This window comes from Mycobacterium sp. NPDC048908 (genome assembly GCF_043197955.1).
Taxonomy (GTDB): Bacteria; Actinomycetota; Actinomycetes; order Mycobacteriales; family Mycobacteriaceae; genus Mycobacterium.
Genome location: NZ_JBICUE010000011.1, coordinates 117,670 through 135,765 on the forward strand (window position 1 = coordinate 117,670; position 18,096 = coordinate 135,765).

20 protein-coding genes are annotated in these 18,096 nt (G+C 66.3%); 7 read left to right on the plus strand and 13 right to left on the minus strand.

What is annotated here, in order from left to right; translation table 11 throughout:
- Window positions 1–68: 68 nt before the first annotated feature.
- The 4 genes from ACGFK1_RS24730 to pdxH form a co-directional block, all read right to left on the minus strand.
- A complete protein-coding gene (locus tag ACGFK1_RS24730) occupies window positions 69–1,373 on the minus strand; it encodes a citrate synthase (RefSeq protein ID WP_393435582.1) in 1,305 nt (434 codons plus the stop codon).
- A gap of 95 nt (window positions 1,374–1,468) precedes the next feature.
- The gene (locus ACGFK1_RS24735) at window positions 1,469–2,119 is read right to left on the minus strand and encodes a TetR family transcriptional regulator (RefSeq protein WP_393435585.1); all 651 of its coding nucleotides are present in this window, start codon (window positions 2,117–2,119) and stop codon (window positions 1,469–1,471) included.
- A 69-nt stretch (window positions 2,120–2,188) separates the two neighbouring features.
- The gene (locus tag ACGFK1_RS24740; protein ID WP_393435588.1) at window positions 2,189–3,490 is read right to left on the minus strand and encodes an MFS transporter; all 1,302 of its coding nucleotides are present in this window, start codon (window positions 3,488–3,490) and stop codon (window positions 2,189–2,191) included.
- Entirely contained in the window at window positions 3,490–4,152 is a 663-nt protein-coding gene (gene pdxH / locus ACGFK1_RS24745; protein ID WP_393435591.1) for a pyridoxamine 5'-phosphate oxidase, read from the minus strand. The genes ACGFK1_RS24740 and pdxH overlap by 1 nt, the downstream gene beginning before the upstream one ends.
- 83 nt (window positions 4,153–4,235) lie before the next feature.
- Between pdxH and ACGFK1_RS24750 the strand changes: the two genes are divergently transcribed.
- Genes ACGFK1_RS24750 through ACGFK1_RS24760 form a run of 3 tightly spaced genes read left to right on the plus strand, consistent with a single transcriptional unit; the run spans window position 4,236 to window position 6,464 of the window.
- Window positions 4,236–5,363 (plus strand): citrate synthase 2, encoded by a 1,128-nt coding sequence (locus ACGFK1_RS24750; RefSeq protein WP_393435594.1) that lies wholly within the window; start codon window positions 4,236–4,238, stop codon window positions 5,361–5,363.
- The gene (locus tag ACGFK1_RS24755) at window positions 5,339–5,974 is read left to right on the plus strand and encodes a maleylpyruvate isomerase N-terminal domain-containing protein (RefSeq protein ID WP_393435596.1); all 636 of its coding nucleotides are present in this window, start codon (window positions 5,339–5,341) and stop codon (window positions 5,972–5,974) included. Before ACGFK1_RS24750 ends, ACGFK1_RS24755 begins: the two co-directional genes overlap by 25 nt.
- 40 nt (window positions 5,975–6,014) lie before the next feature.
- Window positions 6,015–6,464 carry a VOC family protein gene (locus ACGFK1_RS24760; protein ID WP_393435598.1) on the plus strand — a complete coding sequence of 150 codons (450 nt, stop codon included), beginning with the start codon at window positions 6,015–6,017 and terminating at the stop codon, window positions 6,462–6,464.
- Window positions 6,465–6,544: 80 nt separating this feature from the next.
- Here ACGFK1_RS24760 and ACGFK1_RS24765 read toward each other — a convergent pair whose 3' ends face one another.
- The 4 genes from ACGFK1_RS24765 to ACGFK1_RS24780 all read right to left on the minus strand — a co-directional run bounded on the left by ACGFK1_RS24765 (window position 6,545) and on the right by ACGFK1_RS24780 (window position 12,545).
- Complete coding sequence (locus ACGFK1_RS24765; RefSeq protein ID WP_393435600.1) at window positions 6,545–9,166, minus strand: family 1 glycosylhydrolase; 2,622 nt, start codon at window positions 9,164–9,166, stop codon at window positions 6,545–6,547.
- A 54-nt stretch (window positions 9,167–9,220) separates the two neighbouring features.
- Window positions 9,221–10,873, minus strand: coding sequence for an FAD-dependent oxidoreductase (locus ACGFK1_RS24770; protein WP_393435602.1), 1,653 nt, complete (start codon window positions 10,871–10,873; stop codon window positions 9,221–9,223).
- 19 nt (window positions 10,874–10,892) lie between these two features.
- Window positions 10,893–11,909 carry a diiron oxygenase gene (locus tag ACGFK1_RS24775; RefSeq protein ID WP_393435605.1) on the minus strand — a complete coding sequence of 339 codons (1,017 nt, stop codon included), beginning with the start codon at window positions 11,907–11,909 and terminating at the stop codon, window positions 10,893–10,895.
- Window positions 11,910–12,074: 165 nt separating this feature from the next.
- On the minus strand, window positions 12,075–12,545 hold the full coding sequence (locus ACGFK1_RS24780) for a CAP domain-containing protein (RefSeq protein ID WP_393435607.1): 471 nt from the start codon (window positions 12,543–12,545) through the stop codon (window positions 12,075–12,077).
- 106 nt (window positions 12,546–12,651) lie between these two features.
- On the opposite strand from ACGFK1_RS24780, the gene serC reads away from it, so the two are divergent.
- Complete coding sequence (gene serC, locus ACGFK1_RS24785) at window positions 12,652–13,764, plus strand: phosphoserine transaminase (RefSeq protein WP_393435610.1); 1,113 nt, start codon at window positions 12,652–12,654, stop codon at window positions 13,762–13,764.
- Between the two features lie 6 nt (window positions 13,765–13,770).
- Here serC and ACGFK1_RS24790 read toward each other — a convergent pair whose 3' ends face one another.
- The gene (locus tag ACGFK1_RS24790) at window positions 13,771–14,007 is read right to left on the minus strand and encodes a hypothetical protein (protein ID WP_393435613.1); all 237 of its coding nucleotides are present in this window, start codon (window positions 14,005–14,007) and stop codon (window positions 13,771–13,773) included.
- A 204-nt stretch (window positions 14,008–14,211) separates the two neighbouring features.
- Between ACGFK1_RS24790 and sepH the strand changes: the two genes are divergently transcribed.
- A complete protein-coding gene (sepH, locus tag ACGFK1_RS24795; RefSeq protein ID WP_393435616.1) occupies window positions 14,212–14,985 on the plus strand; it encodes a septation protein SepH in 774 nt (257 codons plus the stop codon).
- A 6-nt stretch (window positions 14,986–14,991) separates the two neighbouring features.
- Here sepH and ACGFK1_RS24800 read toward each other — a convergent pair whose 3' ends face one another.
- The 3 genes from ACGFK1_RS24800 to ACGFK1_RS24810 are packed head-to-tail and all read right to left on the minus strand — an operon-like array spanning window position 14,992 to window position 16,516.
- Window positions 14,992–15,273, minus strand: a complete 282-nt coding sequence (locus ACGFK1_RS24800; protein WP_393435619.1) for a DUF2537 domain-containing protein — start codon at window positions 15,271–15,273, stop codon at window positions 14,992–14,994.
- A complete protein-coding gene (locus ACGFK1_RS24805; RefSeq protein ID WP_393435622.1) occupies window positions 15,270–16,088 on the minus strand; it encodes a TrmH family RNA methyltransferase in 819 nt (272 codons plus the stop codon). Before ACGFK1_RS24805 ends, ACGFK1_RS24800 begins: the two co-directional genes overlap by 4 nt.
- Window positions 16,085–16,516: a MarR family winged helix-turn-helix transcriptional regulator gene (locus ACGFK1_RS24810; protein WP_393435625.1), complete on the minus strand. Its 432-nt coding sequence runs from the start codon at window positions 16,514–16,516 to the stop codon at window positions 16,085–16,087. The genes ACGFK1_RS24805 and ACGFK1_RS24810 overlap by 4 nt, the downstream gene beginning before the upstream one ends.
- Window positions 16,517–16,575: 59 nt before the next feature.
- Between ACGFK1_RS24810 and ACGFK1_RS24815 the strand changes: the two genes are divergently transcribed.
- Together ACGFK1_RS24815 and ACGFK1_RS24820 are read left to right on the plus strand one after the other, a co-directional pair.
- A complete protein-coding gene (locus tag ACGFK1_RS24815; protein ID WP_393435628.1) occupies window positions 16,576–16,815 on the plus strand; it encodes a DUF2530 domain-containing protein in 240 nt (79 codons plus the stop codon).
- 19 nt (window positions 16,816–16,834) lie between these two features.
- Complete coding sequence (locus ACGFK1_RS24820) at window positions 16,835–17,287, plus strand: SRPBCC family protein (protein ID WP_393435631.1); 453 nt, start codon at window positions 16,835–16,837, stop codon at window positions 17,285–17,287.
- On the opposite strand, the gene ACGFK1_RS24825 is transcribed toward ACGFK1_RS24820, so the two are convergent.
- On the minus strand, window positions 17,284–18,057 hold the full coding sequence (locus ACGFK1_RS24825) for a DUF3027 domain-containing protein (RefSeq protein WP_393435633.1): 774 nt from the start codon (window positions 18,055–18,057) through the stop codon (window positions 17,284–17,286). The two genes, ACGFK1_RS24820 and ACGFK1_RS24825, sit on opposite strands and share 4 nt — an antisense overlap.
- Window positions 18,058–18,096 lie beyond the last annotated feature (39 nt).

Here is an 18,096-nt window from a genome sequence, read left to right on the forward strand (position 1 = left end):
GCGTGTCGGCATTCAAACACGGTCGCTCGCCGCAGGAGGGCGAGCAGGAGGCTCGGCGCAGGAGAGGGCTAGCGGGCGTCGAGGGCCTTGTAATCGCGCTCGGTGTAGCCCGTGTAGATCTGCCGCGGGCGGCCGATCTTGCCGCTGCCGTCCTCGTGCATCTCACGCCAATGCGCAATCCAGCCGGGCAGCCGCCCGACCGAGAACAGCACGGTGAACATCCGGGTCGGGAAGCCCATCGCGCGGTAGATCACGCCGGTGTAGAAGTCGACGTTCGGGTACAGCTTGCGCTCGACGAAGTAGTCGTCGGTCAGCGCGACCTCTTCGAGCGCCTTGGCGATGTCCAGCAGTTCGTCGTCGCCACCGAGCTTGCCGAGAATCTTGTCGGCCTGCTCCTTGACGATGCGCGCCCGCGGGTCGTAGTTCTTGTACACCCGATGGCCGAAGCCCATCAGCTTGACGCCGTCTTCCTTGTTCTTCACCTTCTTGACGAAGTCGTTGACGTCGCCGTCGGACTGTCGGATCTTCTCCAGCATCTCCAGCACCGCCTGGTTGGCGCCGCCGTGCAGCGGGCCCCACAGCGCGTTGATGCCACCCGAGATCGAGGTGAACAGGTTGGCCTGCGAAGAGCCGACCAACCGCACCGTCGAGGTCGAGCAGTTCTGCTCGTGGTCGGCGTGCAGGATCAGCAGCAAGTCAAGCGCCCGGACGACTTCCGGGTCCACCTCATATGGTTCGGCCGGGAAGCCGAACGTCATCCGTAGGAAGTTCTCGACAAGGCTCAGCGAGTTGTCGGGATACAGGAACGGCTGGCCCACCGACTTCTTGTAGGCATACGCCGCGATGGTCGGCAGCTTGGCCAGCAGCCGAATCGTGGACAGCTCCACCTGCTCGTCGTCGAACGGGTCCAACGAATCCTGGTAGTACGCGCTCAGCGCGTTGACCGCGCTGGACACCACCGGCATCGGGTGCGCGTTGCGCGGGAAGCCGTCGAAGAACCGCTTGAGGTCCTCGTGCAGCAGCGTGTGGCGCTGGATCTGGTGGGTGAACTTCTCCAACTGCTCCGTGGTGGGCAGCTCGCCGTAGATCAGCAGGTAGCTGACTTCGAGGAAGTTCGACTTCTCCGCCAACTGCTCGATCGGGTAGCCGCGGTAGCGCAGGATCCCGGCGTCGCCGTCGATGTAGGTGATGGCGCTCTTGGTCGATGCGGTGTTGACGAAGCCTTCGTCGAAGGTGGTGTAGCCGCTCTTCGCCAGCAGCGAACCCAGCGCGATGCCGTCGGCCCCCTCGGTGGCAGTGACGATGTCTAAGTCAAGCTCGCCGCCCGGATACGAGAGGCTGGCGTGCTCACCACTGGATGGGTTATCGGCCACGGGAATCCCTTCGTCGCTGCCGTCAATGCGGAGGTCTGCCCTACAAAAGGTAGTCCCATTGGCGCGGTCGTGCCCGAGCGGGGGCAGCCACTTAGCTAGACGGCGGCTTGAGCGTCCCGAATTTCCGCCATGAACTCTGCGAACGTGGCTTCCAATCGCGAGACGATTCCGTCGATGTCGACGGTGCCCCATTCGACGTCGGGCGCGGTGAGGTCGGCGAGTGCGGTCATGATGATCCCGCTCCACATCGCGGAGATCAGACGTACACGACGGTCGTCGATGGGCACGCCCAACCGCTTGCCCAGTTCGATGTTGACGGCATGGGGCCGGAACTCGAGCGCGGCCTGCCTCAACGCCGTCGACGACATGATGATCCGGATGGTGCACAGCATTCGTTCAGCCGACAGACTTCCGGCCGGCGCTGTCTTGGTGCCGGTGTACATCGCGATGTACGAGCGGCGCAGCGCCTCGAAGTGGTTCAGGTCCGGCGGTTGGCGGCTGAGTTCGTCGGCGGCCGTGCCGAGGGCGTCGTCGATGAGCGCCAACGCGACGGCGTCCTTCGTCGCGAAGTACCGGCTGAAGGTGCGCGGTGAGACGTCGGCCACGGCCGCGATCTGGTCCACGGTGGTGCGTTCGAAACCCTGCCGATCGCACAGTTCGACAGCGGCATCGATCAGGGTGGCGCGGGTGCGTTGCTTCTTGCGTTCCCGCAAACCGAGGGCAGGCACCCCCGCTACATCAGCCACGAAGGGCATGCTAACTCGGCTCGTTGGGAATTCGCTTGGAAAGTGGCGAACTCCGCCACTTGCCGATGGTCATACTTTGTCGCCTTCGGCCACCCGGTAGCGGATGAAAGCGGGAACCGCCAGCGCGGCGATCAGCACGCCGACCACCACCAGCGCTCCTCCGCCCGCGGCCGCGATCGTGGTGCCCACCGCCGCGGCGGCCGCACCGTGTGCGGCGTCGGCCAACCGGGGGCCGCCCGCGACCACGACGGTGAACACGCCCTGCAATCGCCCGCGCAGATCGTCGGACGCCACCTGCTGCAGGATCGTCGACCTGAACGCCGCCGACACCATATCGGCTGCGCCCCCAATTGCCAGGAACGCCAATGCAATCCATAACCATGCACCCGTGTGGCCGTGCGCGAAACCGCCCGCCAGTCCGAAGCCGATCATCGCCACACCCCACACGACGACCGAGACCACCACAGCGAAGCCGTGGCGCCTGATGCGGGGAAACCAGCCGGAGAACACGCCGCCAACCACCGCGCCCGCCGACATGGCCGCAGCCAGTAGTGCCATCGTCGTGCCGCCCTCGATCGGCCCGCCGAAGTTTTCGTGCGCCATTTGCGGGAAAAGCGCGCGCGGCATGCCCAGGATCATCGCGATCAGGTCGACCACGAACGACATCAGCACCACATGGTTGCCCGCCAGATAGCGGAAGCCGTCCATGACCGCCGTGAAGCCGTATCCCGGCGAGCCGTTACCGCCGGCGATCGGCGGCATGGGCGACAGCCGGTACGTCGCCCATATCGGCGCGGTGCAGGTGATCGCGTCGATCAGGTAGAGCGTCGACAGGTCGACCCAGTGCAGCAGCACGCCGGCCAACAGCGGCCCGACGATGGCGCCGAACTGGAATACCGTGAAGTTCAACGAGTTAGCGGCGGCCAACTGGTCGCCGGGAACCATCCGCGGAATCGCCGCCGACCGGGTCGGGCTGTTGATCGCATAGAACGCCTGCTGCACGGACAGCAGGCACAGCACCACCCAGACGTTGTTCAGCGTCAGCGCGGCCTGAAGCCACAGCAGCACCGACGACAGCGCAAGCCCGATCGACGCGATGATCAGCAGCTTGCGTCGGTCCATCGCGTCGGCCCAGGCACCGCCGAGCAGCCCGAACACGATCAGCGGCACCAACGCGAACAGTCCGGACAGCCCGACGTAGGCGGAGTTCTGCGTCAGCGCGTACAGCTGGACGGGAACCGCGAAGATCGTCAGGTTCCCGCCGATCACGGTGACGATGCCGGACAGCCACAGCCGTCGGAAGTCCGGTGATCGCAGCGGTGTGGTGTCGGCGAATAAAGTCCCTCGCGAGCGAGGAATCCGCTCCGGCACTACGGCTGGAGCCGCTCGATGCGGCCCTCTGAGATCCGAATCCTGTTGTGCAGCCGGTTTTCCCGGCCCTGCCAGAACTCCACCACCTCGGGGGCGATCAGATAGCCGCCCCAGTTCGGCGGCACGGGCACCGTTTCGAGGTCTGCGAATCGATCAGTCACCTCGCCTAGCTGTTGCAGCAGCGCAGCGCGTGAGGCGATCGGCTTCGACTGCTGCGACGCCCACGCGCCCAACTGAGAACCGCGCGGCCGCTTGAACCAGTAGTCGGCGGTCGCCTCGGCGGGCACCTTGGTCACCGGTCCGCGTACGTGTACCTGACGTCCGAGCAAAAACCACGGGAAGGTCGCCGACGCATACGGCGTCGTCGCCAGTTGGTCGCCCTTGGCTGAGTCGTAGTTGGTGAAAAACGTGATCCCGGTTTCGTCCACGCCCTTGCACAACACGGTTCGCGTCGCGGGCCTTCCCCGCTCGTCGACGGTTCCGATCACCATCGCATTCGGCTCGGCGACCCCTGCGGTTTCGGCGTCGGCCAACCAGGTGCGCAGAAGCGCCACCCAGCCGTCGGCGAGCCAGTCGACGTCCAGGTCAGTGCTGCCGTCGCGCTCGACGGATCCGTACTCGACCCGCATTCTTGCCAGGTGTTCGTCGTCCCGAGTTGCCACGCGGCAACGCTACGCCTCCCGTGCGCCCGATCTGGTTACCGACCGGTAGACAACGGCGGCGACTCGAGTGCAAGAATCTGGCCATGACTACGACGTCCGCGGTACCGGAAGGCTTCGTTGAGGGACTCGAGGGTGTGGTCGCCTTCACCACCGAGATCGCCGAACCCGATAAGGACGGCGGGGCGCTGCGGTACCGCGGTGTGGACATCGAGGATCTGGTCAGCCGTCGGGTCACCTTCGGCGATGTGTGGGCGCTACTGGTCGACGGCAGGTTCGGGCACAGCCTGCCGCCTGCCGAACCCTTTCCGCTGCCCATTCACAGCGGCGATGTCCGCGTCGACGTGCAGGCCGGACTGGCGATGCTCGCGCCCATCTGGGGCTACCCGCCGCTTTTGGACATCGATGACCAGACCGCCCGCGACCAGTTGGCCCGCGCATCGGTGATGGCGCTTTCGTATGTCGCGCAGTCCGCTCGCGGCATCTATCAGCCCGCCGTTCCGCAACGGACCATCGACCAATGTTCAACCGTCACACAGCGATTCATGACGCGCTGGCAGGGTGAGCCCGATCCGCGCCACGTCGAGGCCATCGACGCCTATTGGGTGACGGCGGCCGAACACGGCATGAACGCGTCGACATTCACCGCACGGGTGATCGCTTCCACGGGCGCGGATGTGGCGGCGGCGCTGTCGGGCGCCATCGGCGCGATGAGCGGTCCATTGCACGGCGGCGCGCCCGCGCGCGTGATCCCGATGATCGAGGAAGCCGAGAAGACCGGCGATGCCGGCGCGGTCGTCAAGGGCATCCTCGACCGCAAAGAGAAGCTGATGGGTTTCGGACACCGCGTGTACCGAGCGGAGGATCCGCGCGCCCGGGTGCTGCGGGCCACGGCCAAGCGACTGGATGCGCCGCGCTACGAGGTGGCCGCCGCCTTGGAGCAGGCCGCGCTCGGCGAGCTGCGCGAACGCCGACCGGATCGCGCCATCGAGACCAACGTCGAGTTCTGGGCCGCGGTCATTCTGGATTTCGCACAGGTGCCGACGAAGATGATGCCCGCCATGTTCACCTGTGGCCGCACGGCGGGTTGGTGTGCGCACATCATGGAGCAGAAGCGGCTGGGCAAGCTGGTCCGCCCCGCGGCGATCTATGTCGGCCCGGGCCCGCGCAGCCCCGAGTCCGTCGACGGATGGGATCAAGTCGACAAGTCGTGACGGATCCGGTTTCGACCTTCGCGCTTGCGGCGCACAGCTTCGCCGCACTGGTGCATGAAGTCCCTGCCGACGGCTGGGACGGCCCGGGCCTTGGCGAGTGGGATCTGCGCTCCCTGGTCGGTCACGCGTCGCGCTCGCTCATCACCGTCAGCACGTACCTGCAGCAACCTGCCGAGCGTGAGGACATCAAGACACCACAGGAGTACTACGCGAGGGTAAATCCGAAGGTGCTCGGTCTCGAACCCGAAGGCGTTCTCGAACGCGGCAGGCAGGCAGGCCGCGATCTCGGGGAAGATCCGGCCTCGACCGTCGACGGGCTGGTCTCACGTGTGGTGGGTGAATTGGCAGGCGTCGACGATCCGCTGATCACCGTGATCGGGGGCGCGGGCATTCGGCTGCTGGCCTATCTGCCGACGCGCACGTTCGAACTCGCCGTACACGGACTGGACATCGCTCACGCCGTCGGTCTTGCGGTTGTGCCGCCGCCCGCCGTGCTCGAAGAGGCGACGGCGTTGGCGGCGCGCATCGCGGCCATCTCGGGGTACGGCGAAACCGTCCTGCTGGCGCTGACCGGACGCGCCGAGCTACCGTCGCCGTTTTCTGTCGTCTGAAGTATCGCGTTTGTCGGTGCCGGGTGGTTGCATGGCCGGCATGGCAATCGAAGTACAACCCGCCCTGTCCCCGCATCTGTGTGTCGATGGCGCCGCTGACGCAATCGACTTCTATGTCAAAGCTTTTGACGCCGTCGAACTGGGCCGGGTGGCGGGCCCGGACGGCAAACTCATCCACGCCGCGCTGCAGATCAACGGTTCCATGGTGTTGCTCAATGACGATTTCCCGGAGTACAACGACGGAAAGTCGTCGACGCCGACCGCGCTCGGCGGCACGCCGGTCACCATCCACCTGACTGTCACGGATGTCGATGCGAAGTTCCAGCAGGCGCTCGACGCAGGCGCCACCGTGGTCGCCGCCCTGGAGGACCAGTTCTGGGGTGACCGCTACGGCGTTGTCCGCGATCCGTTCGGACACCATTGGTCACTGGGCCAGCCGGTGCGCGAGGTGTCGATGGAGGAAATCGCCGAGGCGATGAAGCAGCAGTAGCCGTTCAGAAGACCGCCTTGTGGACCTGGTCTGGCGGCGCCGTGGTTCCTGGCGTGAAGTGCCCGGTAAGCCGGTATCGCTCAGACCGCCAAGTTGGGGATGTACATCGCCAGCACGCTCAGCGGCAGGGAATCGTTGACGTCCTTGGTGATCGCGCTGATCGCCGCGATGCTCGCCGGTTTCGGTGTGCGCTCCAGCTCAGGTGTCGTCGGGTCCGACCCGTACAGGCCGAACTGCAGGTCGTATCCCTCCACCCATTCCAGGTTGTCCACGAACGACCAGTACGTGTAACCGCGGATGTCCATCCCGTGGGCGACAAGGTCCTGCACCACCGCGATGTGGCTGACGATGTACGACGGTCGCTTCGTGTCCTGGTGATCGGCGATACCGTTCTCGGTGACCCACAACGGTTTTCCGTACGACGCCGCGACTTCCAGCACCTCCCGGAAACCGCCGGGGTCGGTCGGCTGGTTGAAGTCGCTGCACGTCGGCTCGGAAGCCGAGCATCGCACCGGCAGGCCTTTCAGGAACGGGAAGCCAGGGATGGGCGCCACACCGAAGCCTTGCACCGCTTGTGACCCGTAGTACTGCACCCCCATGAAGTCGACCTTGTTCTTGAATTCGTCGTGGACTTCGTTGGCCTGTTTGATGCCATCGAAGTTGGCGTCGACCCAGCCGTCGATCACCGCGTTGGGGAACCACTTGTTGTAGTACTGATTCCACGCATCGGCGGCCTGCACATCGAGCGGGTTGACCGGGTTGGCCGGGCGAGCCGGGATCATGTTGTTGGTGAATCCGACGAACGCCGCCGGCTGGCCGGCCTTGGCGATCTTGGTGTCCCACTGGTGGATCGCGTCGTAGGCCGCAACATGCCCCTTGGCCTCATTCACGAGGAACGTCGATGCGAGGTCGGGTCGGATCACGCCGGGCGGCCAGTTCGGCAGCACGCCGGGAATGGCAAGAAACTCGGTCAGCACCGGAGGGAACGGTTCGTTGAGCGTCGTCCAGATGTCGACCTGGTCGCCGTACTTCCATGCGACATACGCGGCGTACTTCTCGAACTCGGCCGGGGTCGTCGGCGACAGCCAACCAGCAGCAGGCGCGGGCAGGCCCAATTGGATCAGGGGCCGGGCCACGATCGGGTCATGCACCCACGTCGGCAACGTGAAGTGGTTGACCGAAACCAGCGGCTCGAGGTTGTGCGCGCGCAACGAGGCGAACACGTCGCGATAGTGTTGCACCTCTTCCTGGTTGGCCAGCGCGTCGAGGGCTTGCAGATCGGCCAGGCTGACCGTGCCGCCCTCGTCGGAGATATCAACGGAGGCAGTCGAATTCGAGAAGATCCGGCTCCACTCGATGCTCATCCGGAAGGTATCCATGCCCAGTTGGTCGCGGGCAAGCGCAGCGTCACTCTCATAGGAGAAGTAACTGCCAGGCCCGTTCTCCGGCACGCCGTTGGCGATGCCCAACAGCTGATTGATCGAGTCGTGCACCCACTTGTACCAATCGGAATTCGGGTCGACCGGTGAGCCGGGGCCGCCTTCGGCCTGGAACCCGGCGTGGGCGACGCCCCAGTGGAAACTCGCGGGGAACGACAGGTCGACACCGGCCACCGGGTCGACGTTGACGGTGATGGTTTGCGCCACCGCGTCACCGCCGCCCGGGTTGATGAAGTTGCCCAGGATCGGCACGAACTTCAGCAACCCCATGGGACCATGCACGTGCAGGCCCGCCGCCTTGTCGCTGACCACGACCGTGAACTCGTCGGTTCCGCCGACCGCAGCCATCGCGTTCATCGGTCGGTAGGTGAAGTTTCCGTCCTGGTCCACCTCGAGCGTTCCGCCGTTGAGCGGCCTGCCGATCACGGTGTAGGTGAGCGGATCCCCGTCGGGGTCGACGGCACCAATGCTGCCCGTGATCAGGCCGTTCTGCTGGGGGTTGACCACAGGGTTGACCCGCGGTGTGCCGTTGAACAATTCACGGCGGACCCACGCCAGTAGGGTCCACGCCGTCGGAGGCTGGGCGGGCGCCGAAGGCAAACCGGCCGCGAACGGGTCGAGCACCGCCTTGACCAGGCTCGACACCAGGCCGCCGACGTAGGTGACGACGGTGCCCGGGTCGTAGGCCGTCGGCCATGGCCGCAGGGACGGGACGCGAGGTGTGGGCAGCGCCGTGGTGACCGCGGCCGTCTTCGTCTGGAGCGTCGACGAAACCGTCTGCGCGGCAAAGGATTTCATGGGAGCATCCGCTTCCGAGGCGGTGGGCGCCGGTTGCGGAACGGTTGCGGAGTCGTCGGTGTGTTCCACTTCGGTGGCGGCGACCTTGGTCGCGGGTGAATTCGCGGTCTTGGCAGCGTCCGCGGACTTTGCCGCGCTCTTGGGTCGGGACTTCTTCGTCGGCTTGGTTTCCTCGTCGTCGTTCGACGTCGAACTGGTGTGCGCGCCGCCGCTGCTGCCCATGACAGCTGTCGGGGGCTCCGGCTTGGTCGGCTCACCCGAGGGTGCGGCGGTGTCCGAATCGTTCGACTGTCCGGCCGCGTCCGAGGTGGTCGCGTCCGAGGTGGTCGTCGACGAATCAGTCGCCGACGAATCGGGCGTGTCGGCCCACGCGCTCCCAGCCCCGTATCCGGTAGCCACCGCGACGCCGAAACCCAGCGCTACGGCCAACGCCCCGACCCGACCGACATACATCGATGAACGCATGGTTCTTCGTATACGCCAGCAATCAATGGCGCTGCGGGGTTTTGCGAAAGACGGCTACCGACGCAAGCCGGCCAGCAAGCGCTGGTGCATCGGCGGTGCAGGCGCCGCCGCCGCCGCGAGCATGTCGCTGACGGTGGTGAACTTGCCGCGGGGGCGCTGCCCGCCGCCCCTGGCGATTTCGGCGGCGTCGATGGCCTTCCACCCCGCGCCGTCGACGACGTCGGGCCGGCGACTGCGCACCAGCTTGTCCAGCGCCTTGGCGACCGGGTCGGTGAGCAGGCCATGGTTGTAGTCGGCCACTAGGTTGTGCACCGTCTGCGCCGCACACGACTTGTTGGTGCCGATGAAACCGGTGGGGCCGCGCTTGATCCAGCCTGCGACATAACTGCCCGGCGCACCGATGACGCGGCCGCCGTCGTTGGGCACCACGGCGGCGGACTCGTCGAACGGCAGCCCTCGAATCGGCTTGCCGCGATAGCCAATCGACGTCAGCACCAAGCCGGCCGACAGCGTACGCATCTCGTCGGTGCTAGTGACGCTGAACTCCACACCGTCTACGCGCGTGTCCCCCGCAATGCGGTTGGGCGTGAGGTTGTACGCGAACCGAATACGCGGACGAGTGCACGGAGCGGACGCATCGCCGAGCTTGCTCAAGATCTCGAGTTTGTTGCGCGTCAACGAATCTGAGGCCTCGCCCAGATCACGCAACACCAGTTCACGGTCGGCCACATCGAGCACCACGTCACAAGTCGACGTCAGGCCGATCAGTTCTGGCAGGGTGAACGCCGAGTCGGCGGGCCCGCGCCTGGCCGCTATCACCACTTCGGTGACCCTCGACTCATGCAATGCGGCCAGAGCGTGGTCGGCGATATCGGTGCGGGCCAGCACGTCGGGGTCGCTGGTCAGAATGCGCGCCACGTCGAGAGCGACGTTGCCGTTGCCGATGACGACCACTCGCTCGTCGGCCAAATCGATTGGCAGGTCCACGTATTCGGGGTGTCCGTTGAACCAGGCGACCACCTCCGTGGCGGTTGCTGTGCCGGGCAGGCCCATGCCATCGATGTCGAGCCTGCGATCGCTCGGCGCGCCGACGGCATACAGCACGGCGTGGTGATGGGCCAGTAGCTCGTCATGTGTCAGGTCCGATCCCACCTCGACGTTGAGGTAGAACCGGAACCCGCGCCGCCCGGCGATTTTGTCGAACAGTTTGGTCACCCGCTTGGTGCTCTGGTGGTCGGGCGCCACCCCGGCCCGCACCAAGCCGTACGGTGTCGGCAACCGTTCGAAAACATTGACCCGCACGTCCTGCTGGGTGAGCAGTTCATCGGCGGCGTACATGGCCGCGGGCCCGGATCCGACGATCGCCACCGTCAATGGGCCACCCGCACGCGCCTCGACATAGGGCGCCTCGAGTACCGGCGCCAGCTTCGAGGTCGGCGGGAGCTTGCCCTCGCGTTTCGGATAGAACGACGCGTTCAGTTCGATGAACGGCAACTGCTCGGGCTCGAGCCTGGTATCCGGCGCGATCGCGCCGACCGGGCAGGCCGATACGCAGGCGCCGCAGTCGACACATGCCGCCGGATCGATGTAGAGCATCTCGGCGGTGGCGAAACCCGGTTCATCCGGTGACGGGTGGATGCAGTTGACCGGGCACGCGTAGACACACGATCCGTCGCTGCAACACGACTGGGTGATCACATGGGGCACGAGCGGTGTGTCCTTCGGATTATGCGGCGGCCACCACGTGCTGCCGCTGCGGCTCGCTACGGTAGCGACTGGGCCTGCCGTCGATCTTGCAGATTCGCCACACCAGCTTCGCGACCGGGTTGATCAGCCCGGTGTCCTTGCACAGCATCCGGACATCGCCGAACATGTCGCGCAGCATCTGCCGGGATTCCGGCGATTTGAAGAACACCTCCTTGCGCACAGAGCGCGGAATGTCGAACTCTTTCCAGAACGCTCTGGGCGGCACGATGATCGCCGAGCACAACACACGCATCACGATCGGCACATAAATCGAAAGCCAGAATCGCTTGCGCCGCGGCAGCGCGGGGATTCGCTTGCGCAGGTATTCATGCGCGAACGAAATGTGGCGCGCCTCCTCGGCGACGTGGATCGCCATCACCCGCTCCATGATCGGGTGAAGCGACTTGCCTTCGCGCAGCACGTTTTTCTGGGTGTGGTCGATCGGCTCCTCGCCGGCGAGGATGCCGAACCAGAACGGAATGGGCAGCGGCCCGGCCACCAGCGGGATGAACGGCTGAACCCACTTCAACAACCGCGGCATTCCGGGCACGTCGGCGCCGATGCGGTTCACCATCTCCTGGAACATCATCGTGTGGTTGCACTCTTCGACCGCCTCGTGCAGGCAGTACCGGTACTCCGGGGAGCCGTTCGGCGTCCAGAACGAGTACTCCATCAGGCCGCGAATCAGGATCGACTCGAAGTGCAAGCCGACCTTGGCCACGTTGGCCTGACGCCACATGCCGATCTCGATCTGACGTTCCTTGGGCTGCGCCTGATACCACGGATGGCGGCCGAACGGATCCGTGCCCGGCAGGATCCAGCGCTCGTCGTTCTCGACCACCTTGAACTCGGGCGCATCCCAGTCGATGTCGGTGTACGGGTTGAAATTGCGCCGCACCGACCCCTCGGACAGTGTGGTCAGCATCTCCACGTACTCGGTGTCGTCGCTCACTTCCATGTTGCGTCGCCACCGTCGGACCAGCTTCGTGCGAGCCATTCGAGACCTCCCGTGAGGTTTACATTCGAGCCCTAATGTCCAAAGACGGTACCGCAGGTATCGCCTATTGACCAGACCCGCTTCCTGGATGTGGCGCGTCGGCCCCGCACGTCGGATATGTGATACGAACCACACCGGTACGGCCGCGGCGCACTGACTCGGGCCCTACCGCGTGCCGAAGTCCCCCGCCGCCGTCATCTTGCTGCCGTTGCCGACTGCCGAGAACCCCGCGTCGGTGAACCGGCAGTCGGTGATGATCGCGCGGTGCCCCGGGCTGTTCATCCACCAGGAGACCGCGGCGGCCGGGGTACCGCCGGCGCCGGTGCCCCAGAAGACGATCTCGCCGATCGTCGAGTACGGCGTGTAGCCAGCGGCGGCGACACGTTGGTCGAGTGTGGAGCCGTCCGAACCGGTGTGGTCGACAACGCCGTTGAGAAGCATGTCGTTGGCCTGCCGGGCCGCCGACGCAGTCAGCTGGGCATTGGCCGCAACGGGACCGCATCCATTCGCCGCGCGCATGGCATTGATCTGATTGAGCACCGCGCTGCCCTGGTCGCCGTCGGCGTTCACCGGTGCGGCAACGGTCACGGTCGCTGCGCACGCCGCCAGCAACACCGTCGCTGTCCGTTTATCCATCGAACGAGCCCTCGTAGCAACAGCCCGACCCGTTTCAGTATGTGCCGATACGAGGCGTGTTCAACCGCTTTTCGGTTAGTTCCGTTCGGTCACTACTCTTGACCGCATGGCCGAACTCACCATCCCCGCCGACCTCAAACCCGCCGACGGTCGTTTCGGCTGCGGACCCTCCAAGGTGCGCCCCGAGCAACTGCAGGCGCTGGCCGCCGCGGGCAGTCTGTTCGGCACCTCGCACCGGCAGGCGCCGGTCAAGAACCTCGTCGGACGGGTCCGCGACGGGCTGCGCCAATTGTTCTCGCTACCAGACGGTTACGAGGTCGTCCTCGGCAACGGCGGGTCGACGGCGTTCTGGGACGCCGCGGCGTTCGGGCTGATCGACAAGCGCTCGCTGCATCTGACCTACGGTGAATTCAGCGCGAAGTTCGCCTCGTGCGTGGTGAAGAACCCGTTCGTCGGCGAGCCCATCATCGTCAAGGCCGACCCCGGCAGCGCCCCGAAGCCGCAGTCGGATCCGTCCGTCGACCTGATCGCGTGGGCGCACAATGAAACCTCGACCGGAGTCGCGGTGCCGGTGCAACGGCCCGACGGTTCGGGCGATGCGCTGATCGCGATCGACGCCACCTCGGCCGCGGGCGGCCTGCCCGTCGACATCACCGAAGTCGACGTCTACTACTTCGCGCCGCAGAAGAACTTCGCCGGTGACGGCGGACTGTGGCTTGCCATCCTGTCCCCCGCCGCGCTGGCCCGTGTCGACGCCATCGCCGCCGCAGACCGCTGGGTGCCCGACTTCCTGTCGCTGCCGATCGCGATCGACAACAGCACCAAGAATCAGACGTACAACACCCCGGCGATCGCGACGCTGATCCTGCTGGCCGAGCAGATCGACTGGTTGCTGGGCAATGGCGGTCTGGACTGGGCGGTGAAGCGGACCGCCGACTCGTCGCAGCGGCTGTACAACTGGGCCGAGGCGTCGAAATTCGCCACCCCGTTCGTCGCCGATCCGGCGTTGCGTTCGCAGGTGGTCGGCACGATCGACTTCTCCGATGACGTCGATGCCGCCGCGGTCGCCAAGACGCTGCGCGTCAATGGCATCGTCGACACCGAGCCATATCGCAAACTCGGACGCAACCAACTGCGAGTCGGTATGTTCCCCGCCGTCGAACCCGACGACGTCAGCGCGCTCACCAAGTGCATCGACTGGGTGGTCGAACGGCTCTGACGCCCGCTAACCGGGCAGTCCCTGCTCTTCCTTCGGCAGCGGGGCGGGTCCCTTCAAGGCCGGTTCGGCCTTGCCAACCGATGGTGAATCCGCCGGTGCGGTTGGGGTCTGCGTCACACCGGTCTGCATCGTCGAACCCGACGCCGAGTCGATCGACTCCGTCGTCGCCACTGCCACCGCACCGAATCCGACCGCCGCGCTGGCCGCGATCACGCCAAGGACTCTCACCTTGTGTGCGTTCATGTCTGCTCCTTCACACCCCCGTACGCGTCACTCCCTCAGGATGTAGCGAACAAAGGGCGAAAAATATTCGGCTGCGAGCAAGCGAATGTGATCGGCGCAGGCAGACGTGTTTGCGAAGCGCCCAGCGTGTCAGCCCGGTAACGAGGACATAACACAGTAGGGTCCATCTGAACCGGGCTTGGGTTTTGGGCCGGAGGAGGTCTTATGCGGGAACTCAAAGTCGTCGGACTCGACATCGACGGCAAACGAATCATCTGCGAGGCCGAGGGCCTCGGCGAGAAGTTCCTGCTCCGGCCCGACGATCGGCTTCGCGCCGCCATGCGCGGCGACAAGATCAACCCGACGGAACACAACACCGACACCGAGGTCCAAAACGTGCTGCGTCCCAAGGAGATTCAGGCCAAGATCAGGGCGGGCGCATCCGTCGAGCAGGTCGCATCCGGGGCAGGGGTCGACATCGAGCGCGTCCAGCGGTTCGCCCACCCGGTGTTGTTGGAGCGCGCGCGGGCAGCCGAGCTGGCGACGGCGGCGCACCCGGTGCTCCCGGACGGACCCTCGGTGCTGACACTGCTGGAGACGGTGACCGCGGCGCTGGTGGCCCGCGGGCTGGATCCGGACACCACCAACTGGGACGCGTGGCGCAACGAGGACGGGCGCTGGACCGTCCAGCTGGGCTGGAAGGCGGGCCTGTCCGACAACGTCGCGCACTTCCGGTTCACCCCTGGCGCGCACGGCGGCACCGTCACCGCGTTCGACGACGCCGCATGTGAACTGGTCGACCCGGACTTCGCCCGGCCGCCGCTGCGGCCGCTGGCCCCGGTGGCCGAACTCGAATGTCCGGAGCCGGAACCGCAGCTGCCGATCGAAACACCGGAGCCGCCGCCCGCGCCGAAGCCGGCGCGCGCCCGCAAGAGCAAGCCCGCGGTCCCCGCGTGGGAGGACGTGCTGCTCGGCGTGCGCTCCAGCGGACAACGCTGAGGCGTCTTACCGAAGGACCCCGCCGAGGGCCATCGCCAGCAGCGCGAGCCACGCCCCGGCGACCCCGACGCCGGAACCCAACACGAACCATCGCCACACCGGCAGCTGCCGCCAGCCCCACACGGTCGGGGCCAGCCCGCCGACGGCGACCAGGTTGAGCCCGACGGCGAGCAGCGGATGCACGCGGGTCAGCCCCAGGCTGAGCACCACGACGGCCGCCGCAGTGACGGCCGCAACGAACCCAGCCACCGTCAGCCCCAGCGCCCACGGGGTCGAGTCGTCGGTCACTCCCGCAATCTAGCCCGTTCGTAGAACGCTAGCGCGGCGGCGGTGGCGACGTTGAGGGAATCGGTGCCGCGGGACATCGGAATCCGCACCCGCATGTCACTGGCCCGCATCACGGATTCGGTCAGACCCGGTCCCTCTGCCCCGACGAGAAAGGCGACCTTGTCCGCTGCCACCTCTGCCATCGCGTCGGCGAGCGTGCGGGCCGACGGCCCGGGCGTCATCGCAAGCAATCGGAACCCGTTGTCCCGCAGTGTTCGAAGATCACGAGGCCACGCTTGCGCCCATGCGTACGGAACCAGCAGCGCATGCCCCATCGACACCCGGACCGCCCGCCGGTACAGCGGGTCGGCGCAGCCCAAGCCGAACACCACCGCGTCCACCGCAAGGCCTGCCGCGTTGCGGAAGATCGATCCGAGGTTCTCGTGATCATTCACGCCCTCGAGCACCGCGACCGTGCGGGCCCCCTCGATCACCTGGGCGACGGTGAGTTCGGGCGGGCGGGACGCCGACGCCAGCACGCCGCGGTTGAGGTGAAATCCGACCACCTCGGCCATCACGTCGGCGCCGACCCGGTAGTACGGCGCATCGATGCCGACCAGGTCGGCGGCCAGTTCGCCTAGTCGACGGTCGGTGCCGAGCAATGCGCGCGGACGGAACCGGGAAGCCAGCATGCGTTGCACCACCAACACGCCCTCGGCGATCACCAGCCCCTTACCGCTCGGCAGATCGGGCCTGCGATCCACACTGTTGAGATCGCGGAAGTCGTCGAGCCTGGGGTCCGCAGGGTCGGCGATGTCGATTACGTTGCTGCTCACGCGCTTTCGTCGACAATGCCAGACATCAGGTCCGCCGCGACCAGAAGGGTCCTGCGCTGGTCCGGTTCCAGACGGTCCAACCGCCGCTTGAGCCATTCCTGGCTGGCCCGGCGCTCAGCCTCGATCAGGTCGACGCCGGCCCTCGACACCGACACCAGCACCTGCCTGCCGTCGGCGGGATGGGCTGTCCGCGCGACGAATCCGAGTTCGCACAACGACGCGATCACCCGCGTCATCGACGGTGGCCGGACACGCTCGCGCGTGGCTAACGCGCCGGGTGTCATCGGCCCTTCCTTGGCAAGCGTCGACAGGGCCGACAGTTGGGTGAGCGAAACGTGGGAATCCGGACGCCTGAACCGCAATTGGCGAGCCAGACGGATGACTGCCAGCGACAGATCGCTCGCCAGCCGGGCGTCGACGTCTTTCACAGCGCAAAGACTACCTAGGTCGTCTCTAGAAGGTCGCGTTAATCCGATACCTTGTCAGCGTGGCTCCGGAACCGCCCGCCCTGCCGGCTGCTCTACTCAAGCCGTGGCCGGTCATCGTCGTGATCACGACGGGTTGGCTTGTCGCCGTCGTCCTGGCATTCACCGTGCCGGGACTGCACGAGTGGCGCCCGTTCACGGTCGCCGGCCTCGCGGTCGGCGCGTTGGGCACGTCGATCGTGCTGTGGCAGCGGCGCGCGGTGCGCCGCGGATCGCGCGGGGCGCAAACCGGGCTCAGCTGAATTCGATTGAGGAGAGATGATGGCAGCCCCGCTTCTACAAGCAAAGATCGACATCGATGCGCCGGTCGCCAAGGTGTGGGCGTTGGTCTCGGATCTGAGCCTGATGCCGCAGTGGAGCCCGCAGTGCCGTGCGATGAAGGCGCTCGGACCGCTGCGGCAAGGCACCATGACCGTCAACCTGAACCGGCGCAACCGGCTGGTCTGGCCGACGACGAGCGTGGTCACCGAGTTCATCCCTGAGAAAAAGTTGGCCTTCCGAGTGCCGATCAACCGGACCATCTGGAGCTACGAGCTGGAGCCCACGGAGTCCGGTACCCGGCTCACCGAGACCCGCCACGCCGAGAACGGCACCAGCGCGTTCTCCAACATGAGCATCAACACGTTGATGGGCGGTGTGCCGAGCTTCGAACAGGAACTGATCGAGGGGATGAACGCGACGCTGTCGCGCATCAAAGCGGCCGCGGAACGTTAACTCTCGGAACTCTCGGGCTCGACCACGTCGAGCACGCCGTCATCGAACGGGTCATACACCGGCGACCCGGTGCCGGGCGGTTGGGGCGTGTCCGAGTGGGCGCCGCAACCGTATTCGGAGTCGACGACGTGTCCGTCGGCGGCCAACCCGTTGGCACACACACCGAACATCGTGCCCAGCGCCCCTGCCAGCGGAACATAGAAGCCGCAGTCACGGCAGACGCGGCGGGTGGACCTGGCCATCGCCGAGCCGGGTCCGAACTCCCCGTCGTGCCAGCGCTGCGCGGCATCGCTGCGGCCCAACTCGCTGAGCACCTGACGGCGGCCCAACCCCACCTCCACCGCGACCTCGTCGATCTGCGGATCGCCGGTGGCCAGGTAGCCGGGCACAAGGCGCGGGTCATCGGCGGCAGGCGCGAGCAGATCCCCTGGGCTCAGGTCGCCGGGCTTGATGCGTTCCTGCCACGGCACCCACTTGGGGGCCAGCAACGCCGTCGGGCCAGGCACCAAAACGACCTCGCTAATCGTGGCATGGTCGGCGCCAGGGCAGGCGGCCACCACGACGGCCCACTGCCAGCCGCGGTAACCAGGCATGTCGGCGAGGAAGCGATGGGTGGCGGCGGTCGGGTCCTCGAAGCTGGCCCCCAGATACTCGCCAACGGTGTCCTCACCGCTGAACTCGACGATCGCCGCGCGCGCCTGCTCGACGGCGCCCATCAGCACCGTCTCCAGATCGGGGCGATCTTCGGTGTCCACGCTGTCCATCGCCATCAATAGTGCCTGACCCGCGAGCGTCGAGCCACACCGGTC